The 19,674-nt window shown below is 68.4% G+C and carries 21 protein-coding genes; 11 read left to right on the plus strand and 10 right to left on the minus strand.

The genetic code is table 11. The annotated features are described in order from the left end of the window. The first annotated feature begins 35 nt into the window (after nt 1-35). Nucleotides 36-728 carry an HVO_2922 family protein gene (locus M0R89_RS11035; RefSeq protein ID WP_248649142.1) on the plus strand — a complete coding sequence of 231 codons (693 nt, stop codon included), beginning with the start codon at nt 36-38 and terminating at the stop codon, nt 726-728. Between the two features lie 25 nt (nt 729-753). On the opposite strand, the gene M0R89_RS11040 is transcribed toward M0R89_RS11035, so the two are convergent. The 3 genes from M0R89_RS11040 to M0R89_RS11050 all read right to left on the minus strand — a co-directional run bounded on the left by M0R89_RS11040 (nt 754) and on the right by M0R89_RS11050 (nt 3,092). Continuing rightward, nucleotides 754-1,383, minus strand: a complete 630-nt coding sequence (locus tag M0R89_RS11040) for a DUF3267 domain-containing protein (protein ID WP_248649143.1) — start codon at nt 1,381-1,383, stop codon at nt 754-756. Nucleotides 1,384-1,436: 53 nt separating this feature from the next. After that, nucleotides 1,437-2,486, minus strand: a complete 1,050-nt coding sequence (gene mfnA / locus M0R89_RS11045; protein WP_248649144.1) for a tyrosine decarboxylase MfnA — start codon at nt 2,484-2,486, stop codon at nt 1,437-1,439. 114 nt (nt 2,487-2,600) lie between these two features. Continuing rightward, a complete protein-coding gene (locus tag M0R89_RS11050; RefSeq protein WP_248649145.1) occupies nt 2,601-3,092 on the minus strand; it encodes an MGMT family protein in 492 nt (163 codons plus the stop codon). A 95-nt stretch (nt 3,093-3,187) separates the two neighbouring features. Here M0R89_RS11050 and trpC point away from each other — a divergent pair, with 95 nt between their 5' ends. From trpC to M0R89_RS11070, 4 genes are read left to right on the plus strand one after another with little or no spacing between them, the layout of a single operon-like run. After that, nucleotides 3,188-3,991, plus strand: a complete 804-nt coding sequence (gene trpC, locus M0R89_RS11055; protein WP_248649146.1) for an indole-3-glycerol phosphate synthase — start codon at nt 3,188-3,190, stop codon at nt 3,989-3,991. Between the two features lie 16 nt (nt 3,992-4,007). Beyond that, complete coding sequence (gene trpB, locus M0R89_RS11060; protein WP_248649147.1) at nt 4,008-5,246, plus strand: tryptophan synthase subunit beta; 1,239 nt, start codon at nt 4,008-4,010, stop codon at nt 5,244-5,246. Beyond that, entirely contained in the window at nt 5,236-6,096 is an 861-nt protein-coding gene (gene trpA / locus M0R89_RS11065; RefSeq protein WP_248649148.1) for a tryptophan synthase subunit alpha, read from the plus strand. The genes trpB and trpA overlap by 11 nt, the downstream gene beginning before the upstream one ends. Nucleotides 6,097-6,123: 27 nt before the next feature. Beyond that, on the plus strand, nt 6,124-6,918 hold the full coding sequence (locus tag M0R89_RS11070; protein ID WP_248649149.1) for a 2-amino-3,7-dideoxy-D-threo-hept-6-ulosonate synthase: 795 nt from the start codon (nt 6,124-6,126) through the stop codon (nt 6,916-6,918). A 258-nt stretch (nt 6,919-7,176) separates the two neighbouring features. On the opposite strand, the gene M0R89_RS11075 is transcribed toward M0R89_RS11070, so the two are convergent. The 3 genes from M0R89_RS11075 to ftsZ form a co-directional block, all read right to left on the minus strand. After that, complete coding sequence (locus tag M0R89_RS11075; protein WP_135851822.1) at nt 7,177-7,614, minus strand: transcription elongation factor Spt5; 438 nt, start codon at nt 7,612-7,614, stop codon at nt 7,177-7,179. A gap of 10 nt (nt 7,615-7,624) precedes the next feature. Continuing rightward, the gene (locus tag M0R89_RS11080; protein WP_135851823.1) at nt 7,625-7,792 is read right to left on the minus strand and encodes a protein translocase SEC61 complex subunit gamma; all 168 of its coding nucleotides are present in this window, start codon (nt 7,790-7,792) and stop codon (nt 7,625-7,627) included. Nucleotides 7,793-8,017: 225 nt separating this feature from the next. Then, nucleotides 8,018-9,166: a cell division protein FtsZ gene (ftsZ, locus tag M0R89_RS11085; RefSeq protein WP_248649150.1), complete on the minus strand. Its 1,149-nt coding sequence runs from the start codon at nt 9,164-9,166 to the stop codon at nt 8,018-8,020. A 268-nt stretch (nt 9,167-9,434) separates the two neighbouring features. Between ftsZ and M0R89_RS23440 the strand changes: the two genes are divergently transcribed. Continuing rightward, nucleotides 9,435-10,763, plus strand: a complete 1,329-nt coding sequence (locus tag M0R89_RS23440; RefSeq protein ID WP_368408829.1) for an aldo/keto reductase — start codon at nt 9,435-9,437, stop codon at nt 10,761-10,763. Nucleotides 10,764-10,820: 57 nt separating this feature from the next. Here M0R89_RS23440 and M0R89_RS11095 read toward each other — a convergent pair whose 3' ends face one another. The 3 genes from M0R89_RS11095 to M0R89_RS11105 form a co-directional block, all read right to left on the minus strand. Next, nucleotides 10,821-12,179 (minus strand): D-aminoacyl-tRNA deacylase, encoded by a 1,359-nt coding sequence (locus M0R89_RS11095; RefSeq protein ID WP_248649151.1) that lies wholly within the window; start codon nt 12,177-12,179, stop codon nt 10,821-10,823. Between the two features lie 145 nt (nt 12,180-12,324). Next, nucleotides 12,325-13,668, minus strand: coding sequence for a calcium:cation antiporter family protein (locus M0R89_RS11100; protein ID WP_248649152.1), 1,344 nt, complete (start codon nt 13,666-13,668; stop codon nt 12,325-12,327). A gap of 47 nt (nt 13,669-13,715) precedes the next feature. Then, entirely contained in the window at nt 13,716-14,693 is a 978-nt protein-coding gene (locus M0R89_RS11105) for a calcium/sodium antiporter (RefSeq protein WP_248649153.1), read from the minus strand. Nucleotides 14,694-14,816: 123 nt separating this feature from the next. Here M0R89_RS11105 and M0R89_RS11110 point away from each other — a divergent pair, with 123 nt between their 5' ends. Both M0R89_RS11110 and M0R89_RS11115 read left to right on the plus strand, forming a co-directional pair. After that, nucleotides 14,817-15,659 (plus strand): shikimate dehydrogenase, encoded by an 843-nt coding sequence (locus M0R89_RS11110; RefSeq protein WP_248649154.1) that lies wholly within the window; start codon nt 14,817-14,819, stop codon nt 15,657-15,659. 27 nt (nt 15,660-15,686) lie between these two features. After that, nucleotides 15,687-16,454: a helix-hairpin-helix domain-containing protein gene (locus M0R89_RS11115; RefSeq protein ID WP_248649155.1), complete on the plus strand. Its 768-nt coding sequence runs from the start codon at nt 15,687-15,689 to the stop codon at nt 16,452-16,454. A gap of 63 nt (nt 16,455-16,517) precedes the next feature. Here M0R89_RS11115 and M0R89_RS11120 read toward each other — a convergent pair whose 3' ends face one another. Then, a complete protein-coding gene (locus M0R89_RS11120) occupies nt 16,518-16,874 on the minus strand; it encodes a nuclear transport factor 2 family protein (protein WP_248649156.1) in 357 nt (118 codons plus the stop codon). A gap of 94 nt (nt 16,875-16,968) precedes the next feature. Between M0R89_RS11120 and M0R89_RS11125 the strand changes: the two genes are divergently transcribed. The 3 genes from M0R89_RS11125 to M0R89_RS11135 all read left to right on the plus strand — a co-directional run bounded on the left by M0R89_RS11125 (nt 16,969) and on the right by M0R89_RS11135 (nt 19,547). Then, the gene (locus tag M0R89_RS11125) at nt 16,969-18,069 is read left to right on the plus strand and encodes a pyridoxal phosphate-dependent aminotransferase (RefSeq protein ID WP_248649157.1); all 1,101 of its coding nucleotides are present in this window, start codon (nt 16,969-16,971) and stop codon (nt 18,067-18,069) included. Between the two features lie 313 nt (nt 18,070-18,382). Next, nucleotides 18,383-18,868 carry a DUF7109 family protein gene (locus tag M0R89_RS11130; protein ID WP_248649158.1) on the plus strand — a complete coding sequence of 162 codons (486 nt, stop codon included), beginning with the start codon at nt 18,383-18,385 and terminating at the stop codon, nt 18,866-18,868. A gap of 76 nt (nt 18,869-18,944) precedes the next feature. After that, complete coding sequence (locus tag M0R89_RS11135; RefSeq protein ID WP_248649159.1) at nt 18,945-19,547, plus strand: NUDIX hydrolase; 603 nt, start codon at nt 18,945-18,947, stop codon at nt 19,545-19,547. The last annotated feature ends 127 nt before the right edge of the window (nt 19,548-19,674 follow it).

A 19,674-nucleotide genomic window follows, 5' to 3' on the forward strand; every position in this document is an offset into this window, starting at 1 on the left:
ACAGACTCAAGCACGTCCGGCCGCTAAACGAGTCCATGTTCGACCACGAGTACACCCTCGTCGCGCACCCGCGACTCCGCGCCCGACTCTCGTACCGGAGCGACGACGCCGAACTCGCGGCGGCGACCGCCGAAATCGACTACCGGCGCGACGAGACGTGGACCGAGGAGGGAACCGCAGTCGAACCGCCCGAACCGCCGGAGACCGACGGCGTCGAGTGGCGGGGGCTCTCGATTTCGCTCTACCGGGACGGCGAGCGCGTGCTTGTCCGGGACTTTTCGTCGTCCTCGCTGGTGTCGGACGCGTTCGACGCGCTCGACACCGTCGAGCGAGTCGCCCCCTCGCTGGTCCGCAAGGGGAGAGACGCCACCAAGCGATCCGTCCGGCGGTGGACCGGCGGTCGGGTCGAGATGCGCCAACTCGACGGCTCGACCGTCGAGGCGTTCGAACCGCCCGCGAAGGCCTCCTTCGAGGTCTACGAGGGCAAGGACGGCAAGTGGCGCTGGCGACTCGTCCACGACAACGGCAACACCATCGCCGACTCGGGGCAGGGCTACTCCTCCCGGCGGGCCGCCGAGAAGGGCCTCCGGAGCGTCAAGCGCAACGCCCTCGGCGCGGAGATAGAGCGCATCGGCGGCGACGCTCAGCGCGACGTGCGGTCGAGTTCCGACGCCCAGAGCGACCCCGGCACCGACGCGGGGTCCGACACCGGGACCGCCGAGTCCTGAGCGCCTGCGTCCGCCGGAGCGACGCTCACGCTTCGGGGTAGTAGACGTAGGAGTGGCGCGCGTCGATGTCGTAGAGCAGGGTTCCCTCGGGCATCCGGAGGATTCGCCACGAGAGGTAGAGGTCCCCGATTGCGCCCCCGGTGTTTACGACGAGGACGAGGAACGCCGCGAGCGCGACCACCAACGGCCCCGCGAGCAGGGGCGTCAGGACGACCGTGAACGCGACCAGCGGCGTGAGTCCGACCCGCAGGTTGTCCCAGCGGGTCTGGAACTGGCCGAAGGCGGCGGCGTAGGCCGCGCCCATGTTCAGCGCGAGACCGTACTGGACCCGGTAGCCGAGCAGGCGGTAGACCAGTCCGTGGACGAGTTCGTGGACGACGATGGTACCGACCGACAGGAGCGCGACGACGCCGATTCCGGTCGGGCCGACCGTGAACTCCAGCGCGGTGTCGGCCCGGAGCGCGCCCATCAGTCGCCCGAACCCGAGGTACGCGGCGACGAACAGGACGAGCGACCCGACCGACAACCACACCGCCGGATACTCGAACGCGACCGGTTCGCGGTACCCCTCCGGCGGGTCCGGGGGTTCGGGCGTCGGCGGTCCGTCGCCGGATTCGGGCGGGGACGAATCGGCGGCCGGGTCGGGCGACTCCATCGTATGGGTCCCACGGACGCCGACGAGACGGAAAAAGCTGTTCGGGCGGGCGCTCAGACCGAGTCGAGGTCCGCGAGGAACTCCTCCAGCATCTCGCGAGTGACGTGGGGCATGCAGACGATTCGCAACTCGCCGGTCGCGGTGGGCGAGACCCGCCACCCCGCCGACTGGAGCGCCGAAATCTCCTCGCGGGGGATGTCGGCGGCGACCAGCGGGAGGACGGGGTCGACGACCCCGTAGCCCCGGGATTCGAGCGCGTCGGCGACCCACTCGGCGTTGGCCTGTCCGCGCTCGTAGTTCTCGCGGTAGCCCTCGCGCCAGAGGGCGTCCATCGCGGCCTTCGCGCCGGCGACGCCCGCGCCGCTCCGAGTGCCGGTCAGCGTCGCCTGCGAAGTCGATTCGAGGTACGGCGTGTCCACGGCGAGCGCGTCCAGCGTCGCCTCGTCGCGGGCGAGAAAGCCGCCCGCGGGGACCGGCGCGCGCCCCATCTTGTGCGGGTCGATAGCCATCGTGTCGACGGGGGCGTCGGCGAAGTTCCACGCCCAGTCGGTGAACGGCAGGACGAATCCGCCCCACGCGGCGTCCACGTGGAGGAGCGCCCCGACCTCGCGGGCGACTTCGCCGAGGTCCGGAATCGGGTCCACGCGGCCGTACTCGGTGGTCCCGGCCACGCCGGCTATCAGCGCGGTCTCGTCGTCGGCGAGTCGCCGGACGGCGTCGAGGTCGACTCGCCGGTCGTCGTCCACGGGCGCGAGTCGGAGTTCCACGCCCAGCACGTCGGCGGCCTTCTGGAAACTGAAGTGGGCGCTCTCGGGCGCGACGACGTTCGGGTCGTCGCCGTCCGCGAGGTTCCGCGCGGCCCTGACGGCCTGCAGGTTGGCCTCGGTCCCGCCGCTGGCGACGTAGCCGTGCGGGTCGTCGAGGCCGGTTATCTCGCCGAGAAGTTCGACGGCCTCGCGCTCCAGTTCGGCGACCGCAGGGTAGGTCGTGGGGTCGCCGGGGTTGTCGGCGAGGAACCGCCGGGCGGCCTCGCGGGCGTCGGGGTGGGGCACGGTACACATCGAGGAGAGGACGCGCCCGAAGTTCTGCGGCTCGCGCTGCATGACTCTTCTTTTTTACGGCGCGCGTTTAGTGGTTCTGTTATCGGTCGCCGCGAAAATTGCGCGGCGGTGTGCGACAGTGCGCGGCGGTGCTCTGCAGTGCGTCGCGTCGCCCGCTCACAACCCCTCCAGCGAGCGCAACTTCTGTTCGACCGCGGCCGGTGCGGCGCTCGGCCCGTCTCGGACTCGGTGGTCCGGAATCAGGAGCGGCGCGGGGTTCTCGTCGAGCGCGGTCCGGACCAGATCCAGGTCCTCCTCGTCGGTGTGGTCGATGCCGCTGGTCATCCGGGTCAGCGTCTCGACGTTCACCTGGTCGCCGTAGGGAATTCCGCGGACGGACTCCAGCACGCGGCGCTTGTAGGTCGGAACCGTGAGCGCGACCACCACGTCCGAGAAGTCGTCGTCCTCGATGCCGTCGAGGTAGTCGAAGATGCGGTCGAGCAGGTCGTGGTCCTCGGCGGCCTCCTCGTCGGGAACCTCCGGGAACGAGACGCTGAGGACCCGACCGCTCGCGGTCCCGAGTTGGACGTATCGGTCCAGATACGACGACTCGCGCGCGAAGATGCCAGTGACGCCGTCGCCGTCGAGTGCGTCGCCAATGTCGTCCATGTCGCCCGATTCGGGCGGTCCGGACTTGAAGATTCCGCGCACGCGACGGACCCAGCGCAAGTCTTATGTACAATTCCGTCCGTTGGTGTACAACGATGAACGACAGCGACGAACTCGCGCCCGCAGTCGCCGCCATCCTGCGGTCCGCCGAGGCCCGCGGTGACCCCGACAGGGGGCCGGTCTCGGTGGACGCGCGGTCGCTCCCCGCGGCGCTCGCAGACGCCGAGGCAGACGGGCGCGCGCCAGTCATCGCGGAAGTGAAGCCGACGAGTCCGACCACGGAGGGGACCCGCGAGGAGGACCCCGTGGCGCTCGCCGAGGCGATGGTCGAGGGCGGGGCGGCCGCCCTCTCGGTCCTCACCGAACCCGACCACTTCGGCGGGTCGCCCGAGAACCTGCGTCGAATCCGGGAGGCGGTGGACGTGCCCGTCCTCCGGAAGGACTTCGTACTGCGCGAGGCCCAACTCGACACGGTGAGAGCCGACGCCGTCCTGCTCATCGCCCGGTTCGTGGACGACCTGTCGGGACTGGTCGCGGCCGCGAACGAGCGCGGGTTCCAACCGCTCGTGGAGGTCCACGACCGCGAGGAACTGCGGGCGGCCCTCGACGCCGGGGCCGAAATCGTCGGCGTCAACAATCGCGACTTGGCCCGACTGGAGGTGGACCTCGAAACCTTCGAGAGCGTCGCGCCCGAAGCGCCCGACGACGTGACGTTGGTCGCGGAGAGCGGTATCGGCGCGCCCGCCGACGCCCGCCGGATGGTCGAGGCGGGCGCCGACGGCCTGCTGATAGGGAGCGCGATTATGGACGGCGTTTCGGCGGCCGACGACTCCGAGAGTCGAGGGGACGACCCCCTCAGCAACGTAACCGAGAACACGCGGAGACTGACACGAGCATGACGACGGTGACACAGACATGAGCAGCGAATCGAAGTTCGGCGAGTACGGCGGCCAGTACGTCCCCGAGGCGCTGATGCCCGCCATCGAGGAGTTGACAGACGCGTACGAGCGCTACGTCCTCGACAACGAGGACGGGTTCATGGACGAGTTCCGACAGCGTTTGCGGGACTTCGGCGGGCGGCCGACGCCGCTCCAGCGCGCGGACCGCCTGAGCGAGCGCTACGACCGGGAGGTCTACCTGAAGCGCGAGGACCTGCTCCACGGCGGCGCCCACAAGTTGAACAACGCGCTCGGCCAAGTCCTGCTGGCCAAGTACATGGGAAAGGAGCGCATCGTCGCCGAGACCGGCGCGGGCCAGCACGGCACCGCGACAGCGATGGCCTGCGCGCACCTCGACGTGGACTGCGAAATCTACATGGGCCGGACCGACATCAACCGCCAGCGGCCCAACGTCTTCCGGATGCGCATCCACGACGCCGAGGTGAACCCGGTGGACATCGGGTCGGGCACGCTCAAGGAGGCCATCAACGAGACGATGCGCGACTGGGCGACCAACGTCGAGGACACCCACTACGTCATCGGGTCGGTCGTGGGTCCGCACCCGTTCCCCCGCATGGTCCGAGACTTCCAGTCGGTCATCTCCGAGGAGGCCCGCGACCAGATTCGGGCGAAGGCGGGGCGACTCCCTGACAGCGTGGTCGCCTGCGCCGGCGGCGGGTCGAACACGATGGGCGCGTTCCACGAGTTCGTCGGCGACGGGGACGTGGACCTCGTGGCCGTGGAGGCCGGCGGGTCGGGCCTCGCCATCGACGAGGAGGAGGAACTCGCGCCCCACTCGGCGTCGCTCTCGACGGGCGACGACGGCGTCCTCCACGGCGCGCGCACCAAACTCCTCCAGAGTCGGGACGGCCAGATTCTCGAATCCCACAGCGTGAGCGCTGGCCTCGACTACTCGGGGGTCGGCCCGGAACTGGCGCATCTCGCCGACGAGGGCCGGGTGACGCCGGTCAACGTCGGCGACGACGCCGCGCTGGAGGCCTTCCACCGACTCTCGAAGACGGAGGGCATCATCCCCGCGCTCGAATCCAGTCACGCGCTGGCGTATCTGGAGGAACATCCCGACGAACTGGGCGACCTCGTAGTCGTCAACGTCTCGGGGCGGGGCGACAAGGACCTCGACACGGTCATCGAGGAGAGCGCCAGGCGGAATCTCGACGCCGCGCCGACGATGGAGGTGTTCGACGGTGAGCAGTGACGGCGCGGGCGGAGCGGACGAGAGCGCGACCGAGAGCGACGTCGAGGCGGCCTTCGCCGACGGACCGGCGCTGCTCTCCTACGTCGTGGCGGGCGACCCGGACGCCGAATCGACCGCGGAGTACGTCCGGGCGCTGGCCCGCGGCGGGGCCGACGTAATCGAACTCGGCCTGCCGTTCTCCGAACCCATCGCGGAGGGGCCGACCATCCAGCAGGCCATCCGCCGGGCGCTCGACGCCGGGATGACGCCCGACCGCTACTTCGACCTCGCGGCGGAGTTGAGCGAGGAGGTGGACGTCCCGCTGGTCTGCATGACGTACTACAATCTGATATACCAGTACGGGTCCGAGGAGGGGCCCGAACCCTTCGTGGCGGCCGCCGCCGAGGCGGGCATCTCGGGTCTCATCGTCCCGGACCTGCCGGTGGACGAGAGCGCCCCGCTGAAGGCGGCCTGCGAGGACCACGGTCTCGATCTCGTGTTCATCGTCGCGCCGACGACGACCGACGAGCGACTCGGGCGGATGCTCGACCGTGCGAGCGGGTTCGTCTACGTGCAGGGGCGACTCGGCACGACCGGCGCGCGCTCGGACGTGAGCAGCGAGACCCACGGAAGCCTCGACCGCCTCGCCGAAACCGACCTGCCGAAGGCGGTCGGGTTCGGCATCAGCGAGCGGGAACACGCCAGAGAAATCGTCGCGGGCGGCGCTGACGGCGTCGTCGTCGGGAGCGAGTTCGTGGACATCGTAGCGTCCGGGGAGAACGTCGCCGACCGACTCGAAGCCAAGGCGCGCGAACTCAAGCAGGGGGCGCTCGACGGCGCGACAGAAGTACCGGAACCGGAAGGCAAATAACGACGTCTTGCCACACATTCACATACTATGGACGTAGGAACTGCGGCACGACTCGAACGCATCGGCACAGACGGGAAACACGTAATCGTCCCGATGGACCACGGCATCACCCTCGGCGCGGTGAAGGGACTGGTGGACATCGAATCGACCATCGACGCGGTGACGCGCGGCGGCGCGGACGCGGTCCTGACCCAGAAGGGCATCGCGCCGCGGGTCCACGACAACAAGAACGGCGCGGGCTACGTCGTCCACCTCAACGCCTCGACCTCCATCGGCCCGGACAACAACGACAAGCGCCTGACCGGCACCGTCACGGAAGCGGTCCGGGCGGGCGCGGACGCGGTCTCGTTCCACATCAACGTCGGGAGCAAGTACGAGCGCGAGCAGATGGCACAACTGGCCGAACTCACCGACGAGGCCGACGAGTACGGGATGCCCGTGCTGGCGATGGCCTACGCCCGCGGGCCGGGCGTGGACGAACACGACGCCGAGAGTCTGGGCCACGCCGTCCGCCTCGCCGAGGAAGTCGGCTGTGACGTGGTCAAGACCGGCTACAGCGGCGACGCCGAGAGCTTCGAGCGCGTCGTGGAATCGACCCGACTCCCGGTCGTCATCGCCGGCGGCGAACCGGCGGGCGACCGCGCGACCCTCGACGCGGTCCGCGGTGCGATGGACGCGGGCGCGGCGGGCGTCTCGATGGGTCGGTCGGTGTTCCAACACGACGACCCCGAAGCGATTACGCGGGCGGTGACGTCGGTGGTCCACGACGGGTCTTCGGCCGAGGACGCGCTCCGCGAGGCCGGACTGGCCGTCGAAGCCTGAAGTCGGGATTGGGGCGGGGCACTTTTCTGCTATCACGTTTCGAGCGCTTTCCCCGCTCGAAGCGGCGTTACACCGTATCCGACGATAGCAATTGCTCGCGCGAGACTCGGTGTGTAGACGCAGTCGCGTGTGCGAGCGTTCCTGAAGACTCGTTCGAGGCGCAGTGCCGAGGCCCAAGTCGGAGGAGCAGTCGCTACTCGGGTCGGCGATTCGCGTCGAAATCCCGCAGAAAGAGAGGTCCCAAGCCCCCGAACGGCGTTACCGCTCTTCGGAGTCGAGAACGCGAATCTGGTCGCCCCGAACCGTCACCGGAATCGGAACCGTCGCCTCGTACAGTTCGACCGTCACTTGGTCCTTGCCTTCGTCGATGCGCTGGACCTGCGCCTTCTCGCCCTTGAACGGCCCGGCGATGAGTTCCACGATGTCGCCCTCGGCGATGCCCTCCACGTCGGGGGTCGGCGAGAGGAAGTGTTCTACCTCGGAGATGTCGCTCGCGCCGGGCACCATGCTCCGGGCGTGGGGAATCTCTTCGAGGACGCGGGAGATGACCGCGTCGTTGTCCGCCTCGACCATCACGTAACTCGTCAGCGAGTCGGGCGCGAGCGCGGCGTGAATCTCCGGCTCCTCCCGGTTGATAATCATGTCCGCCACGGTGCGCTCCTGACTCGCCGTCGTCTTGACTGCGTACATTGCCATTCTGAATCACCTACGCTGGGAGGAAACTCATGATGGCGAAGATGATAAAGCCGAGCAGTCCCACGAGGATGATTCCCGCACCGGCGATCTTCGAAATCTTCGAGAACTCCTCCCACGAGGGCGTGCTGGCGAGTTTGAGGACTCGCACGTACGACGAGAGGTCGAGCTTGACGTCCATGTTATCGGGGCTTAGAGAGCGTCCTTTTTCTATCTATTGCTTCGAGACACGCGCGACGGTCGCGTCGAGCGTCCGCTGGCAGGCCGGAAATCGAGCGCATCCCAGTCGGCGGAGAGAATCCGTCCGCAATCGTCACGAAGCAGTCGCTCCCGAGACTGCGAGTGAGAGGAGAACGGGGCAGGGCGGCACCCGATAGCTCCCGAATCGTCGCGCGAAGGCGTCGGACTACTCGACGTAGTCGATGTCTTGGAGTCGCTTGTTGGCCTTGGCCTGCTGGGCCTCGTTGCGGCCGTAAATCTGGGGCGACTCGACGCCGGTGACGACTATCATCGTGCGCATCTCGCCGTCGAGTTCCTCGTCGATGGAGGTCCCCCAGATGATACGCGCGTCGGGGTCGATGCGGTCGTATATCTCCTCGACCACGCCCTCGGCCTCCTCGATGGACATGTCGTTGCCGCCCGTGACGTTCACGAGCGCGGAGTTCGCGCCCGAGATGTCCACGTCGAGCAGCGGCGAGCGCATCGCCGACTTCACCGAGTCTTGGGCCTTCGAGTCCGAGTCGCTCTCGCCGAGACCTATCATCGCCACGCCGCCCTTCTCCATGACGGTCCGAACGTCGGCGAAGTCGAGGTTGACGAGACCGGGCTTGGTGATGAGTTCGGTGATGCCCTTGACCGAGCGCATCAGCACCTCGTCGGCGACCTTGAACGCCTGCCGGACGGGGAGTTTACCCACCGAGTCGAGCAGGCGGTCGTTGGGCACGACGATGACCGTGTCGCTCACGTCGCGCAGGCGCTCCAGTCCGGCCTCGGCGTTGGTCCGGCGGACCTCGCCCTCCGCGGTGAACGGCGTCGTCACGATGGAGATGGTCAGCGCGCCCGACTCGCGGGCGGCCTTGGCGACCACGGGCGCCGAACCGGTGCCGGTTCCGCCGCCGAGTCCGGCGGTGACGAACACCATGTCCGAGCCCTGAATCGCGTCGTAAATCTCGTCCTGACTTTCGAGGGCGGCCTCCTCGCCGACCTGCGGGAGCGAACCTGCGCCCCGACCTTGGGTCTTCTGCTCGCCCATCAGAATCTTGGTGTCGGCCTCGATCTCCACGAGGTGCTGTACGTCCGTGTTGGCGGCCACGAGCTTCGCGCCGTGGATGCCTTCTTCTGCCATGCGATTGACCGTGTTGCCACCGGCCCCGCCGCAACCGACGACGGTGATGTCGGTCTGGAGGTCCTGCAGTACGTCCTTGAGTTCTTCGTCGGTCATCGTCCCCGACGCATTCGCGGCCTGCGACTGCGCCCCGGTCCCCGAACTGGCCTGTCGGGACTCCTGCTGTCCCCCCTCGGCTTCCTCGATGGCGTCTTCGACTAGCGAGTCCATGCTGAAGTTGGCTTGAGAACGGAGCGTAATTATCTTTCCCCTCTATGTCGGACGAATGTCTGACGTATGCTAGCATTTGACTCTACACTGCCGATACAAGTTACATACTATACACTAACTCTCGGTGCTGCCGGGGCGCTCTCATCGTCGGACAGAACGCGACAGGTAACGGGGACGACACGGTCGCGACGTGCATCGCCGCCACCGCTCTCCGCCGTCGAGCGGACTGCCACAACCGAAAAGTCCGCGTCAGTCGAACCGAGACCGCATGCTCAGACCGGAGACCGAGAGCGACGACCGGGAGCGTAACGGAGGGAATCGGGACGGTGCAAGCGGGTACCTGCGGGACGGTCTGGCCCTCGCGGCCGCCTCGCTCGGCAGACGACGCCGCGAGGCGAGCGCCGGGGAGACCCGGGGAACGCCGACGAGACTGACCCGCGGCGTGACTCGCGTGCGCGAACTGATGGCCTCCGCCTCGGCCGGAGGCGGGGACGCGAACGGGAGGGCCGACCGACGGGAGACGCTGCGGAGCGTCGCAACGGACAAGCGCGTTCGGAACGGTGTGACGCTCGCACTCGCGCTGCTCGCGGGAATGCTACTCGCCGAGCGTCGCGGCGACGGGGGAGCGACCGACGGAGCCAGTCGCACGGAGGCCGAGGGAGCGCGCGAGCGAGACCACGAAGCGGGGACGCGTCCGGTCGACGCCGCGGTCGATGCGACTCGACCCGCCGAAATCGAGGCCACCGAAGTCGAGGGCGACGTCACCGACTTCACCGCGCCGAGGATTCGCGAGATGCCGATGCTCGGTCTCGGCACGTACCCGAACGCGGACTACGACGAGTGCGTCGAGAGCGTGCGACGAGCGCTCGACGTGGGGTATCGGCACGTAGACGCGACCGAACGACGAGAGGGCTACTACAACGAGACCGCCGTGGGCGACGCCGTCGCTCAGGTGGGCGTGCCCCGCGAGGACCTCTTCGTGGCGACGAAGGTCAGCCCCGAGGACCTCGACTACGACCACGTGTTCAGGAGCGTCGAGGAGAGCCTCGACCGACTCGGGATGGAGTACATCGACCTGCTGTACGTCCACTGGCCGACCGGCGACTACGAGGTCACCGACACCCTCGACGCCTTCGCGGACCTCCGCGAGGAGGGCCTCATCGAGAGAATCGGCGTGAGCAACTTCACGGTGGACCTGCTGGAGGAGGCCGTCGAGGTGGCGGACGAACCGATATTCGCCAATCAGGTCGAGATGCACCCGCTGCTCCCCCAGACCGAACTCCGGGAGTTCTGCGCGCGCGACGACGTGAACGTCGAACTGGTGGCGTACTCGCCCATCGCCCGCGGGAACCTCGAAGCAGTCGGCGAGCTGCGGGAAGTGGCCGGGAAATACGGTGCGACGCCCGAACAGGTCAGCCTCGCGTGGCTCCGCGAGAAAGGCGTGACCGCCATCCCCGAGTCCACCAGCGAGGACCACCTCCGAGAGAACTGGCTGAGTCTCGGGGTGGAGTTGGACGACGACGATATGGAGAAGATAGACTCCATCGAGGAGCGACGCCGCATCGTCGACCCGGACGAAGCCCCGTGGAACTGGTGACCCGGACGGTCGTTCGACGTTTCCGGTCGGACGGACGCGGTCCCCGCCGGTCTCGAATCAGACCGGAAACTCGCGGACTCGTTCGCTCCGAACCTTCTGAGGGTCTATCTCTCGACCGCTCACCGTGACCGGCTCTCCGGCCGAGAGTTTGCCGAACGCCGGTCCCTCCTCGACGCCGAGCGTGCGGGCCTTCTCCGGGTCGAAAGCGGTCTCGCGCGCGACTACCGCGCCGTCCTCGCGCGCGACCGAGTCGTACTTGGTCCGGAGCACGTCGGCCAGCGCCTCGACCAGCGCCTCCGCGTCGTCCGGCCCGCGGACCGCAGCACGGCCCGCCGCGCGGCTTCCGCTCTGCTCGGTCTCGAAGGCGAGCGCGCGGGAGGCGACCGCCTCGCGGGTCGCATCGGCGTCGATGCTCTGGGCCTCCGCGAGCAGGTCGTTCGGCAGGTCGACGAGTTCGTACTCGGTCGCCTCGGGGTCGTACTCCCGCGCGGCGTCGCCGAACCGCAGGCCCGCCGAAATCGGCGAGAGGTCGGCTTCGAGTCCCTCGACGAGCGCGAGCGGAACCCCGGTGGTCTCCCGGACCCACGTCTCGCTGACCGCGTCGTAGCCGAGGTCCGCCACGACCCGCTTCAGTTCGGGATACTCGCCCTCGATTACCGCGCGGTCGGCGCGACTCTCCTCGAAGGCCCGACGAATCACCTCGCGGTTGCGCTCGGGCGACCCCATCGCGTCCAGCATCCAGTCGGCCGCGATGTGACCGACCGCCCAGTCGGTCTCGCGTTCGACGCGCTCGAACCGGGGGGCGTAGTGGCCGCCGCCGAACCCGACCAACTGGCGCTCGCGGTGGGGTTCGACCCCCGCCAAGTCGAGGATTCCGCGCGCGACCGCTCGAGCGCCCTCGGGGTCTTCCCACTCGGACTCGTCGCTCCCCAGTTCCGCGAACAGCGAGGGGACGCCGACCTCGGAGGGGCCGTGGTGCGTACACTCCATGCCGACCTCGTAGCCGTCGGGCGCGCGCTCCGCGAACGCCTCCAGCAGGCGGGCGTGGGCGTTCGGGCACGCCTCCGCGAGACCGCCCTCGACGCCGCCGTACTCGGCGGGACCGAAGTTGCCCGTGAAGTGGGCCGTCAGGAGCGGCCCGGTGTCCCCGGAGTGGCGCGAGGCGAACACGAGCAGGTCGGGCGCGTCGGCCCCCGCGGCGTCCGGCGACCCGAACGCCGCGGCCGCGTCCTCGATTTCGAGGTGGAGGGCGTCGAACTCCCGGAGTTCGAAGTCCTCCGTGCGGTAGAACCGGCCGCCGCCCTCGGCGTCGGGTCGCGCGTCGTCCTCGCGGGTCTCCCAGTCCGCGAGGTCTAGCAGGTGGTCGCCGATGTGTTCGGAGGCCGAGTCGGCTCTGCTGACGACGATGGCAATCACGGCCGACACTACGGCCGGACCGAAAGAAAAGCGCGTCGGATAGCGTCGTCGGAGACGACGGGCGGATAGCGTCGTCGAAGACGACGAGGTGGATAGCGTCGCCCCGTCGGCGACGGGCAGATAGCGTCGTCGGAGACGGACGGTCTCAGTCCGCGTGTTCGACCGGTTCGGACCCGCCGGGCAGGGCGTTGCGAGCGTTTGCGGCCGTGCGGTCGAAGATGGCTCGGAGTTCGTCGCGCCGCGAGACGAACAGCGCCACGCCGAGAACCGCGTAGACCGCGGTGTAGGCGTAGAGGATGAGCATGCTCAGTTCGCCGGCGCGCGGTTCGGGTACCGTCTGGATGACGAAGAACTCGGCGACGACCTGCGAGACGAACAGCACGAGCAGGACGAGCGCTTCCCTGACGCTGATTTCGAAGTTCGCCAGGACGCCGAGCGCGAAGAAGCTCTGGGCCGCGGTGATCCAGATTTCGGCCTGCTGTTTCTCGTCGAACGGGAGCGTCCCGATGGCCCCCGAGGCGATGCTGTAGACGACCGCGAGCGTCCCGATGAGCAGCGTCCACTGGTTGAGCTTCGAGGAGATGAGCGCGTTGAACCCGGCGGTCGAGCGCGCCTTGTTGACGAGGTAGGCGACCACGATGAGTTCGGGCGACTCGGAGGCCAGCGGGGCGATCCACTGAATCATGAAGAACGGCGGGATGCCGAGGCTGGTACCGAGATGTTCGAGACCCTCGGCGAACGGGTGGACCGCGGTGTAAATCATCGCGCCCGAGTAGCTGAACATGAGCAGTACCGACGCGATTCGGGGGAATCTCGGGAGCGACTGGAAGTACCCCGGAACCCCGACCTGCTCCTCGTGTTCCTCGACTTCGCCCCGGATGACGATGCCGATGTAAATCGCGTACAGGCTCACGAGGACGGCGGTGTCGAGCATGCCGATACCGTGGCCCAGCGGCACGAAGAAGGCGTACGCGGTCGCGGCGAGCAGGAACGCGATTTCGGTCGCGAGGTCGCGGTCGATTCTGACCTTACTCTTCAGGAACCCGGGCTTCTGAACTACGGCGGGGTCCTCGGAACTGCGGGAGCGATACACCGTGAACAGCGCGATGCCCGACCAGCCGAGACCGATGAGGATGCGGTTCGCGCCGGTCATGTTCGCGACAGCGAGGTTCGCCTTCTCGGCCCCGAGCGGCGTTCCGGCGTTCGCACCCGCCTGCCACGCGTAGAGCGCGTCGACCGCGTACTCCGGTGCGACCGCGAGGACGGCGAGAACCGCCAGCGCGAACGCACGCGGGACATCTTTTTCGGCCGTTTCGGCGGCCCATGCGAGCATGAAGGAGGCTCCGAGCACGGCGAGACCGCTCAGTACGACCGTCGTGAGGTCGCCCAACGCGTGGGCCGACCCCGTCGCCCAGACGTAGACCCACGGGAGTGTGAGCGCCGTCGTCGCGCCGACTGCGGAGAGCGGGTGTCGTAAACGACTCAACATTCTGTCCGAGGATAGCTCACCCCGAAAAGTAGGTCTTGCGTTATCCCTCAGGGCAGCAGGAGGTAGACGAACCCGCCGTAGGCCCCGACCAGGGCGACGCCGCTCGGGCGGGAGATGTGACGACCGAAGGCCATCAGCGCCATCGCACCGACGGTGAAGGCTATCATCACCGGGAAGTGGAACGTCTGGACGCTGGCGTTCACCGACAGGGGGTGAACTAGCGCGAGGAGACCGATGACCGCGAGGACGTTGTAGATGTTCGACCCGACGACGTTACCGATGCTGAACTCGGCCTCGTCGCGGAGCGAACTCACCAGCGAGGTGGCCAGTTCGGGCAGCGAGGTACCGAACGCGATGATGGTGATGCCGATGAAGAGGTCGTCGAAGCCGAACGACCGGAGGAGACCGGTGCCGCCCTGCACGAGACCGACCGAACCGCCGAGGAGACAGACCCCCGCGCCCACCAGCATCGCGACCTGCCGGGCGCTGACCGACTCGGAGTCGGCCTCGACCTGCATCTCGTCGGGGAGAACCTCGTCGTCCGCGGACCGGGATTGATAGACCATGTATCCGGTGAAGACGGCCAGCAGGGCGAGCATCCCCGCGCCGTCGAACTGGCCGAGCGTCCCGTCGCTCCCGAGGACGACGAGCAGGACCGCGGCCGCGAGCATGAACGGGCCGTGTCGCCAGAGCAGTTTCGAGTCGACCGATAGCGGTTGGACGAGCGCCGACGCGCCGAGGACCAAACCGAGGTTGGCGATGTTCGACCCGATGATGTTGCCCAGTCCGATGTCGCTCGAAATCCCGATGCCACCGACGATACTGACGAACAGTTCGGGCGCGGTCGTCGAGAACGCGACGACGGTGACGCCGACCGTCGCCGGCGCGATGCCGTAGCCGATGGCCAGCGACGAGGCGCTGTCGACCAGCAACTCCGCACCGAGATACAGGAGGAGGATGCCCCCGAGGAGATATATCGTGTCCACCGAGACGAACAAACCTGCCAACGTTTGGAGCGGTATCATCTGTTCTCTACTGGCGTCCGAATCAGAGAGCCCAGATAAGTACTTGGATGATTATATATTCTGAGAACCGGCCGCGGGTCGCAGAACCCAGTCGTTAACCCGCTCGCCGACCTTGCGCCGGGCATGGACGTGTTCGGACTCCTCGGTAACCCCGTCGGCCACTCGCTGTCGCCGCCGATGCACGAGGCGGCGTACGACGAACTCGGAACCGACGCTCGGTACGTCACCTTCGAACCGGCCCCCGACGACCTCGGCGCGGCAATCGAAGGCGCGCGGGCGCTCGGCGTCGCGGGTCTGAACGTCACGATTCCGTTCAAACAGGACGCGCTGGCCTACGTGGAACCCGACGACCTCGCGGCCCGCATCGGCGCGGTCAACACCATCGACTTCTCGGACGGCGACGACTCGGCAGACGACCTGCCGACCGGTCACAACACCGACGCGGCGGGCGTGCGCCGGTCGTTCGCCCATCACGACGTGACGCTCGCGGACCGAAACGCGGTCGTGGTCGGCGCCGGCGGCGCGGCCCGCGCGGCCGCCTTCGCGCTGGCGGACGCCGGCGCGGCGGTCCACGTCGCCAACCGGACCGCGGAGCGCGCCGAGCGACTCGTCGCGGACGTGGGCCGCGGGACCCCCGACGGCGCGGAGCGGGCGACCGCCGGCGGTCTCGACACGCTCGAAACCCGCGTCCCGGACGCCGACGTGCTGGTCAACGCGACCAGCGTCGGCATGGAGGAAGACCGGTCGCCGGTCCCGTCCGAGACGCTCCACGGCGACCTCGCTGTACTCGATGCGGTCTACCGGCCGCTCGACACGCGACTCCTGCGGGAGGCCCGGGAGCGCGGCGCGACGACCATCGACGGCGCGTGGATGCTGTTGTATCAGGGAGTCGAAGCGTTCGAGCTGTGGACGGGTCGGGACGCGCCCGTGGACGCGATGAACGAGGCGCTTCGGGCACGGCTTTAAGTGGCGCGGCCGTCTACTGTCGCGCAAATGGGACTGCTCACTAAGCTGAAGTCGTTGCTTGGGCTCGAGGAGGACCGCTCGAAGGTGCGTCGGACCGAGTCCGGCGTGACCATCGAGCGCGAACCCGACGAGTCGGCCGAACCAAACGTGGAAGCCGAGAGCGCCGTCAAGGGCGTCGACGCCGGCGCGGAGGAGTCCACCCAGCCGACCGAGTCTGCCGACGCGACCGAATCCGACGACGTTCCGGACATCGAAGAAGCCGAACCGACCGAGACCGAAACTGCGGACGAAAGCGAACCCACCGAGACCGACGAGGTCGAGGAAACTGACGACGTCGAAGACGCCGACGAAGTCGAGACGACCGAAGATGCCGACGAGACCGAGGCCGAAGACGCCGAGACGGGCATCTCGACCGAAGACGTGACGACGGCGCCCGAGGGGAGCGAGAGCGCCGAGACCGGACTCGACGACGCGGCCGAACCCGCCGAGGCGGTCCAACCCTCGACGGACGCGGCCGAACCCGACCAGTCCGCGGGCGACGAACCCGAACCGACCCCCGAGGACACCGAGGACGAGGAACCCGAACCCGACGCGGCCGCCGAGGAACCGGTCGGCGAGGGCGAAGCGCTCGAAGAGGTCAAGGGCATCGGCCCGGCCTACGCCGAGCGCCTCCGAGACGCGGGGGTCGCCGACGTGACCGAACTGGCGAAGGCCGACGCAAGCCAACTCGCCGACGAGACGGGCCTCTCGGACAAGCGCATCTCGTCGTGGATCGAGCGAGCGCAGGCGCGCTAATCCGGAGCACGCCGAACGCTCCCGACCGACTCTTCTCCGAGAGGACGGCGGGCGTAGCGTCGGCTACACCTCGTCGCGGTCGGTGTAGGTCCACCGCGACGTGATTTTGCCGTCGTCGTCGAACCGGTGGAAGTCCGCGAAGTCGAAGGCGACCTCCTCGCCGTCCTGCGTGCCGGCGAATCGCCCGCGGACCGCCACCGTGTCGCCCTCCGCGACCAACTGGTGGACTTCGTGGTCTCCGTCTTCGAGCGGTCGGTCTTCGAGGTAGAACTCGCGGAACTCGGCCATACCGTCGAGGTGTGACTGGCCGGGCCGGTCGTAGGTCACGTCGTCGGCGAACAGCGAGAACACCTCCTCGTACTCCTCGGCGTCGACGTAGTCGTAGTACGACCGGACCGCCTCGGGGTCTGCCTTCGTCATCCCGTCGAGATACGGCGCGGGCGAAGTTAATCCCGTGGGATTGTCGAACCCGGCGGTCGAAAGAAAGACCTTCTCGGCGTCCGAGCGTTGGCGTATGGACTACGACACGCCGCTGTTCTTCCACGTGATGCAGTACGCCGCGGACGCCGACCGGGACGTGGTGGACATGGTGAGCGGCAACCCCGACTGGGGGTCGCCCGACGCCATCAGCGAGGGACTCCACGAGTACGCCGACCTCGGCGGGGCCGACTTCCAGTATCCGCCGAGCGAGGGGTTGACGGCGCTCCGCGAGGAGATAGCGGGGCGTCGGAACGTCGACCGGTCGCAGGTCGTCGTGACCAACGGCGGCGGCGAGGCGAACTACCTCGCCATGGCCCGGGCGCTGGAGCGCGAACGCGGGTCCGAGTTCGTGCTGACCGACCCCGTCTACCCGTACTACCCCGGCAAGACGACGATGCTCGGCGCGACCGCGCGATACGTCGCCACCGCCGAAGACGGCTCTCTCGACCCCGAAGCGGTGCGGGAGGCCGCGAGCGAGGAGACCGCCGGAATCGTGGTCAACACGCCCAACAACCCCACCGGGGCGGTCTACGACGAGGCGACGATGCGCGAACTCGTGGCTATCGCCGAGGAGTACGACGCCCTGCTGGTCAGCGACGAGGTGTACGACCACTTCGACTTCTCCGGGGAGTTCACCTCGGCGCTGTCGTTCGACTCCGACCACCGCGTCGTCACGAACTCTTACTCGAAGACGTTCGCCATCACCGGGTTTCGAGTGGGGTACGCCGTCTTCCCCGAATCGCTGGTGGACGTAGCCAAGACGCGTCACATGCTGACCAACGTCGCCACTACTCGACCCGGCCAGTACGCGGTCCTCCGCGCGCTCCGGAACACCGACCCGGCGTACTACGAGGCGAACCGCGAGTTACTGCGCGAGCGGGTCGCGACGTTCACCGACGCGCTCGACGCGGCGGGTGCCGACTACTCGACGCCCGACGGCGCGTTCTACGTGATGGCGCGGTTCCCCGACTTCCCCGGGACGCTGGCGAACGTCGAGCGACTCGTGGACGAGGCGGGCGTGGCGGGAATGCCCGGCGAGGCGTTCGGCGAGTCGCGCGACGACTGGCTTCGGTTCGCGCTCGTCACGCCCCGCGTCGAGGAGGCCGCCGAGCGACTCGCCGACTACTTCGCGTAGCGGTCGCTCTCCGCCGTCAGCAGTGGCGGGTGGCTCAGCTCTCTCGAGGTAGTCGGACTGGCGGTCGCGGGGTCATCGACGCTGGCGGCCGAGTCGCCGCCTCCCTGTCCGCAACCGCGCGAAGCGTCCGGGCGAGGTTCGTCCCGTACTCGTATTTCAACGTTCGCGCGAGCAGGCCGACCGTTCATCAGTCCCATCTGCTGGCCCGACAGGGAATCGACCGCGGGTCGCGTCGTGGAGTCGGCACCGGCCGACCGCAACCGACTCCCGCTTCCCGAACAACTAAGCCCCCGCGAGAACCGCTCGATAACGAATGGCCGACACCAAAGACGAACTCGCCGGAGTGGTGGACCTGTTCGGCGGTCTCGCCCGCGACGAACTCGAACAGGCGCTGGTCGAACTCGCGTTCAAGCAGGGCAAGGACGTCGAGCGCGAGGCGTTCGGAGCCGAAATCGAGCGCGCGGTCGCGGACTACTACCTCGTGGAAACCGAGTACGACGCCGAATCGGACGACGACGCGGCCGAAACGCTGCTGGTCGCCGGTCCGGTCGCCTTCCCGACGGTGCCGGAGAACGGCGAGGACCTGCCCCACATCCTCGACGTGCCCGACCGCGAGTTGGACCGCGAGGGACTCGGCGAAGCGGTCGCCGAGCGTCTCGCCGAGGAGGCGCGGACGATTGCCGCCGCGGGCGACGCCGAGCGTGCCCAGGAACTGCTCGACGTGAGCTACGACCTCGAAGCGTGGGCGCCCGTCGAGGCCGACGAGGTGCGCGAGACGCTCGACCGGGCGTTCGAGTAGTGCTATCACGGGTCGAACAGTCGCAGGTCCGTCCGCGGACGGACGAATTAAGGCGACGCGGTACGACGTTCCGGGTATGGAGCTTGGTCGCGTGGCCGAACACGTGCCACAGACCGTCGCCGACGAGGACCACGACGCGGCGGTCTTAGCGCCGGTCGTGACTCGCGGGAGCGACTACTACCTGCTGTTCACGAAACGAGCCGACCACCTCGGGGAACACGCCGGCCAGATGAGTTTCCCCGGCGGCGGGCGCGAACCGAGCGACGCCGACCTCCGGGCCACCGCGCTCCGCGAGGCCGAGGAGGAAATCGGGCTTCGCGCCGACGAGGCGGACGTGGTGGGCAGACTCGACGACATCCGGACGACCAGTCGGTACGCGGTCACGCCCTACGTCGCCCGGGTGCCCGACCGCGAGTACACCCCCGACGAGCGCGAGGTGGCCGAAATCGCGGTCCTGCCGGTCGATGGCCTGCTCGACCCCGACAACCACGAGGTCGAGCGCCGCCGGCACCCCCAGTACGGCGAGGCCATCGTCCACTTCTTCCGCGTGAACGGGTACACGGTCTGGGGCGCGACCGCTCGGATTCTGGTGCAACTGCTGGAACTGACCACCGACTGGCGCGCGCCGGAGGAAGTCGACAGGGTCGTGGACCCCGACGCCGACGTTCGGCAGGACTGAGATTCGGGGGAGGTCGTCCCCGTGAGGACGGGGCGTCCCCGTGACCCGCGAGGGCGGGCGGACGACGCGTTTCGCTCCGCCGCCTCGGTAAGTATCGACCGCGCCGATACGCTTTTCACCCTCCCGC

This window comes from Halorussus limi (assembly GCF_023238205.1).
Lineage (GTDB): Archaea > Halobacteriota > Halobacteria > Halobacteriales > Haladaptataceae > Halorussus > Halorussus limi.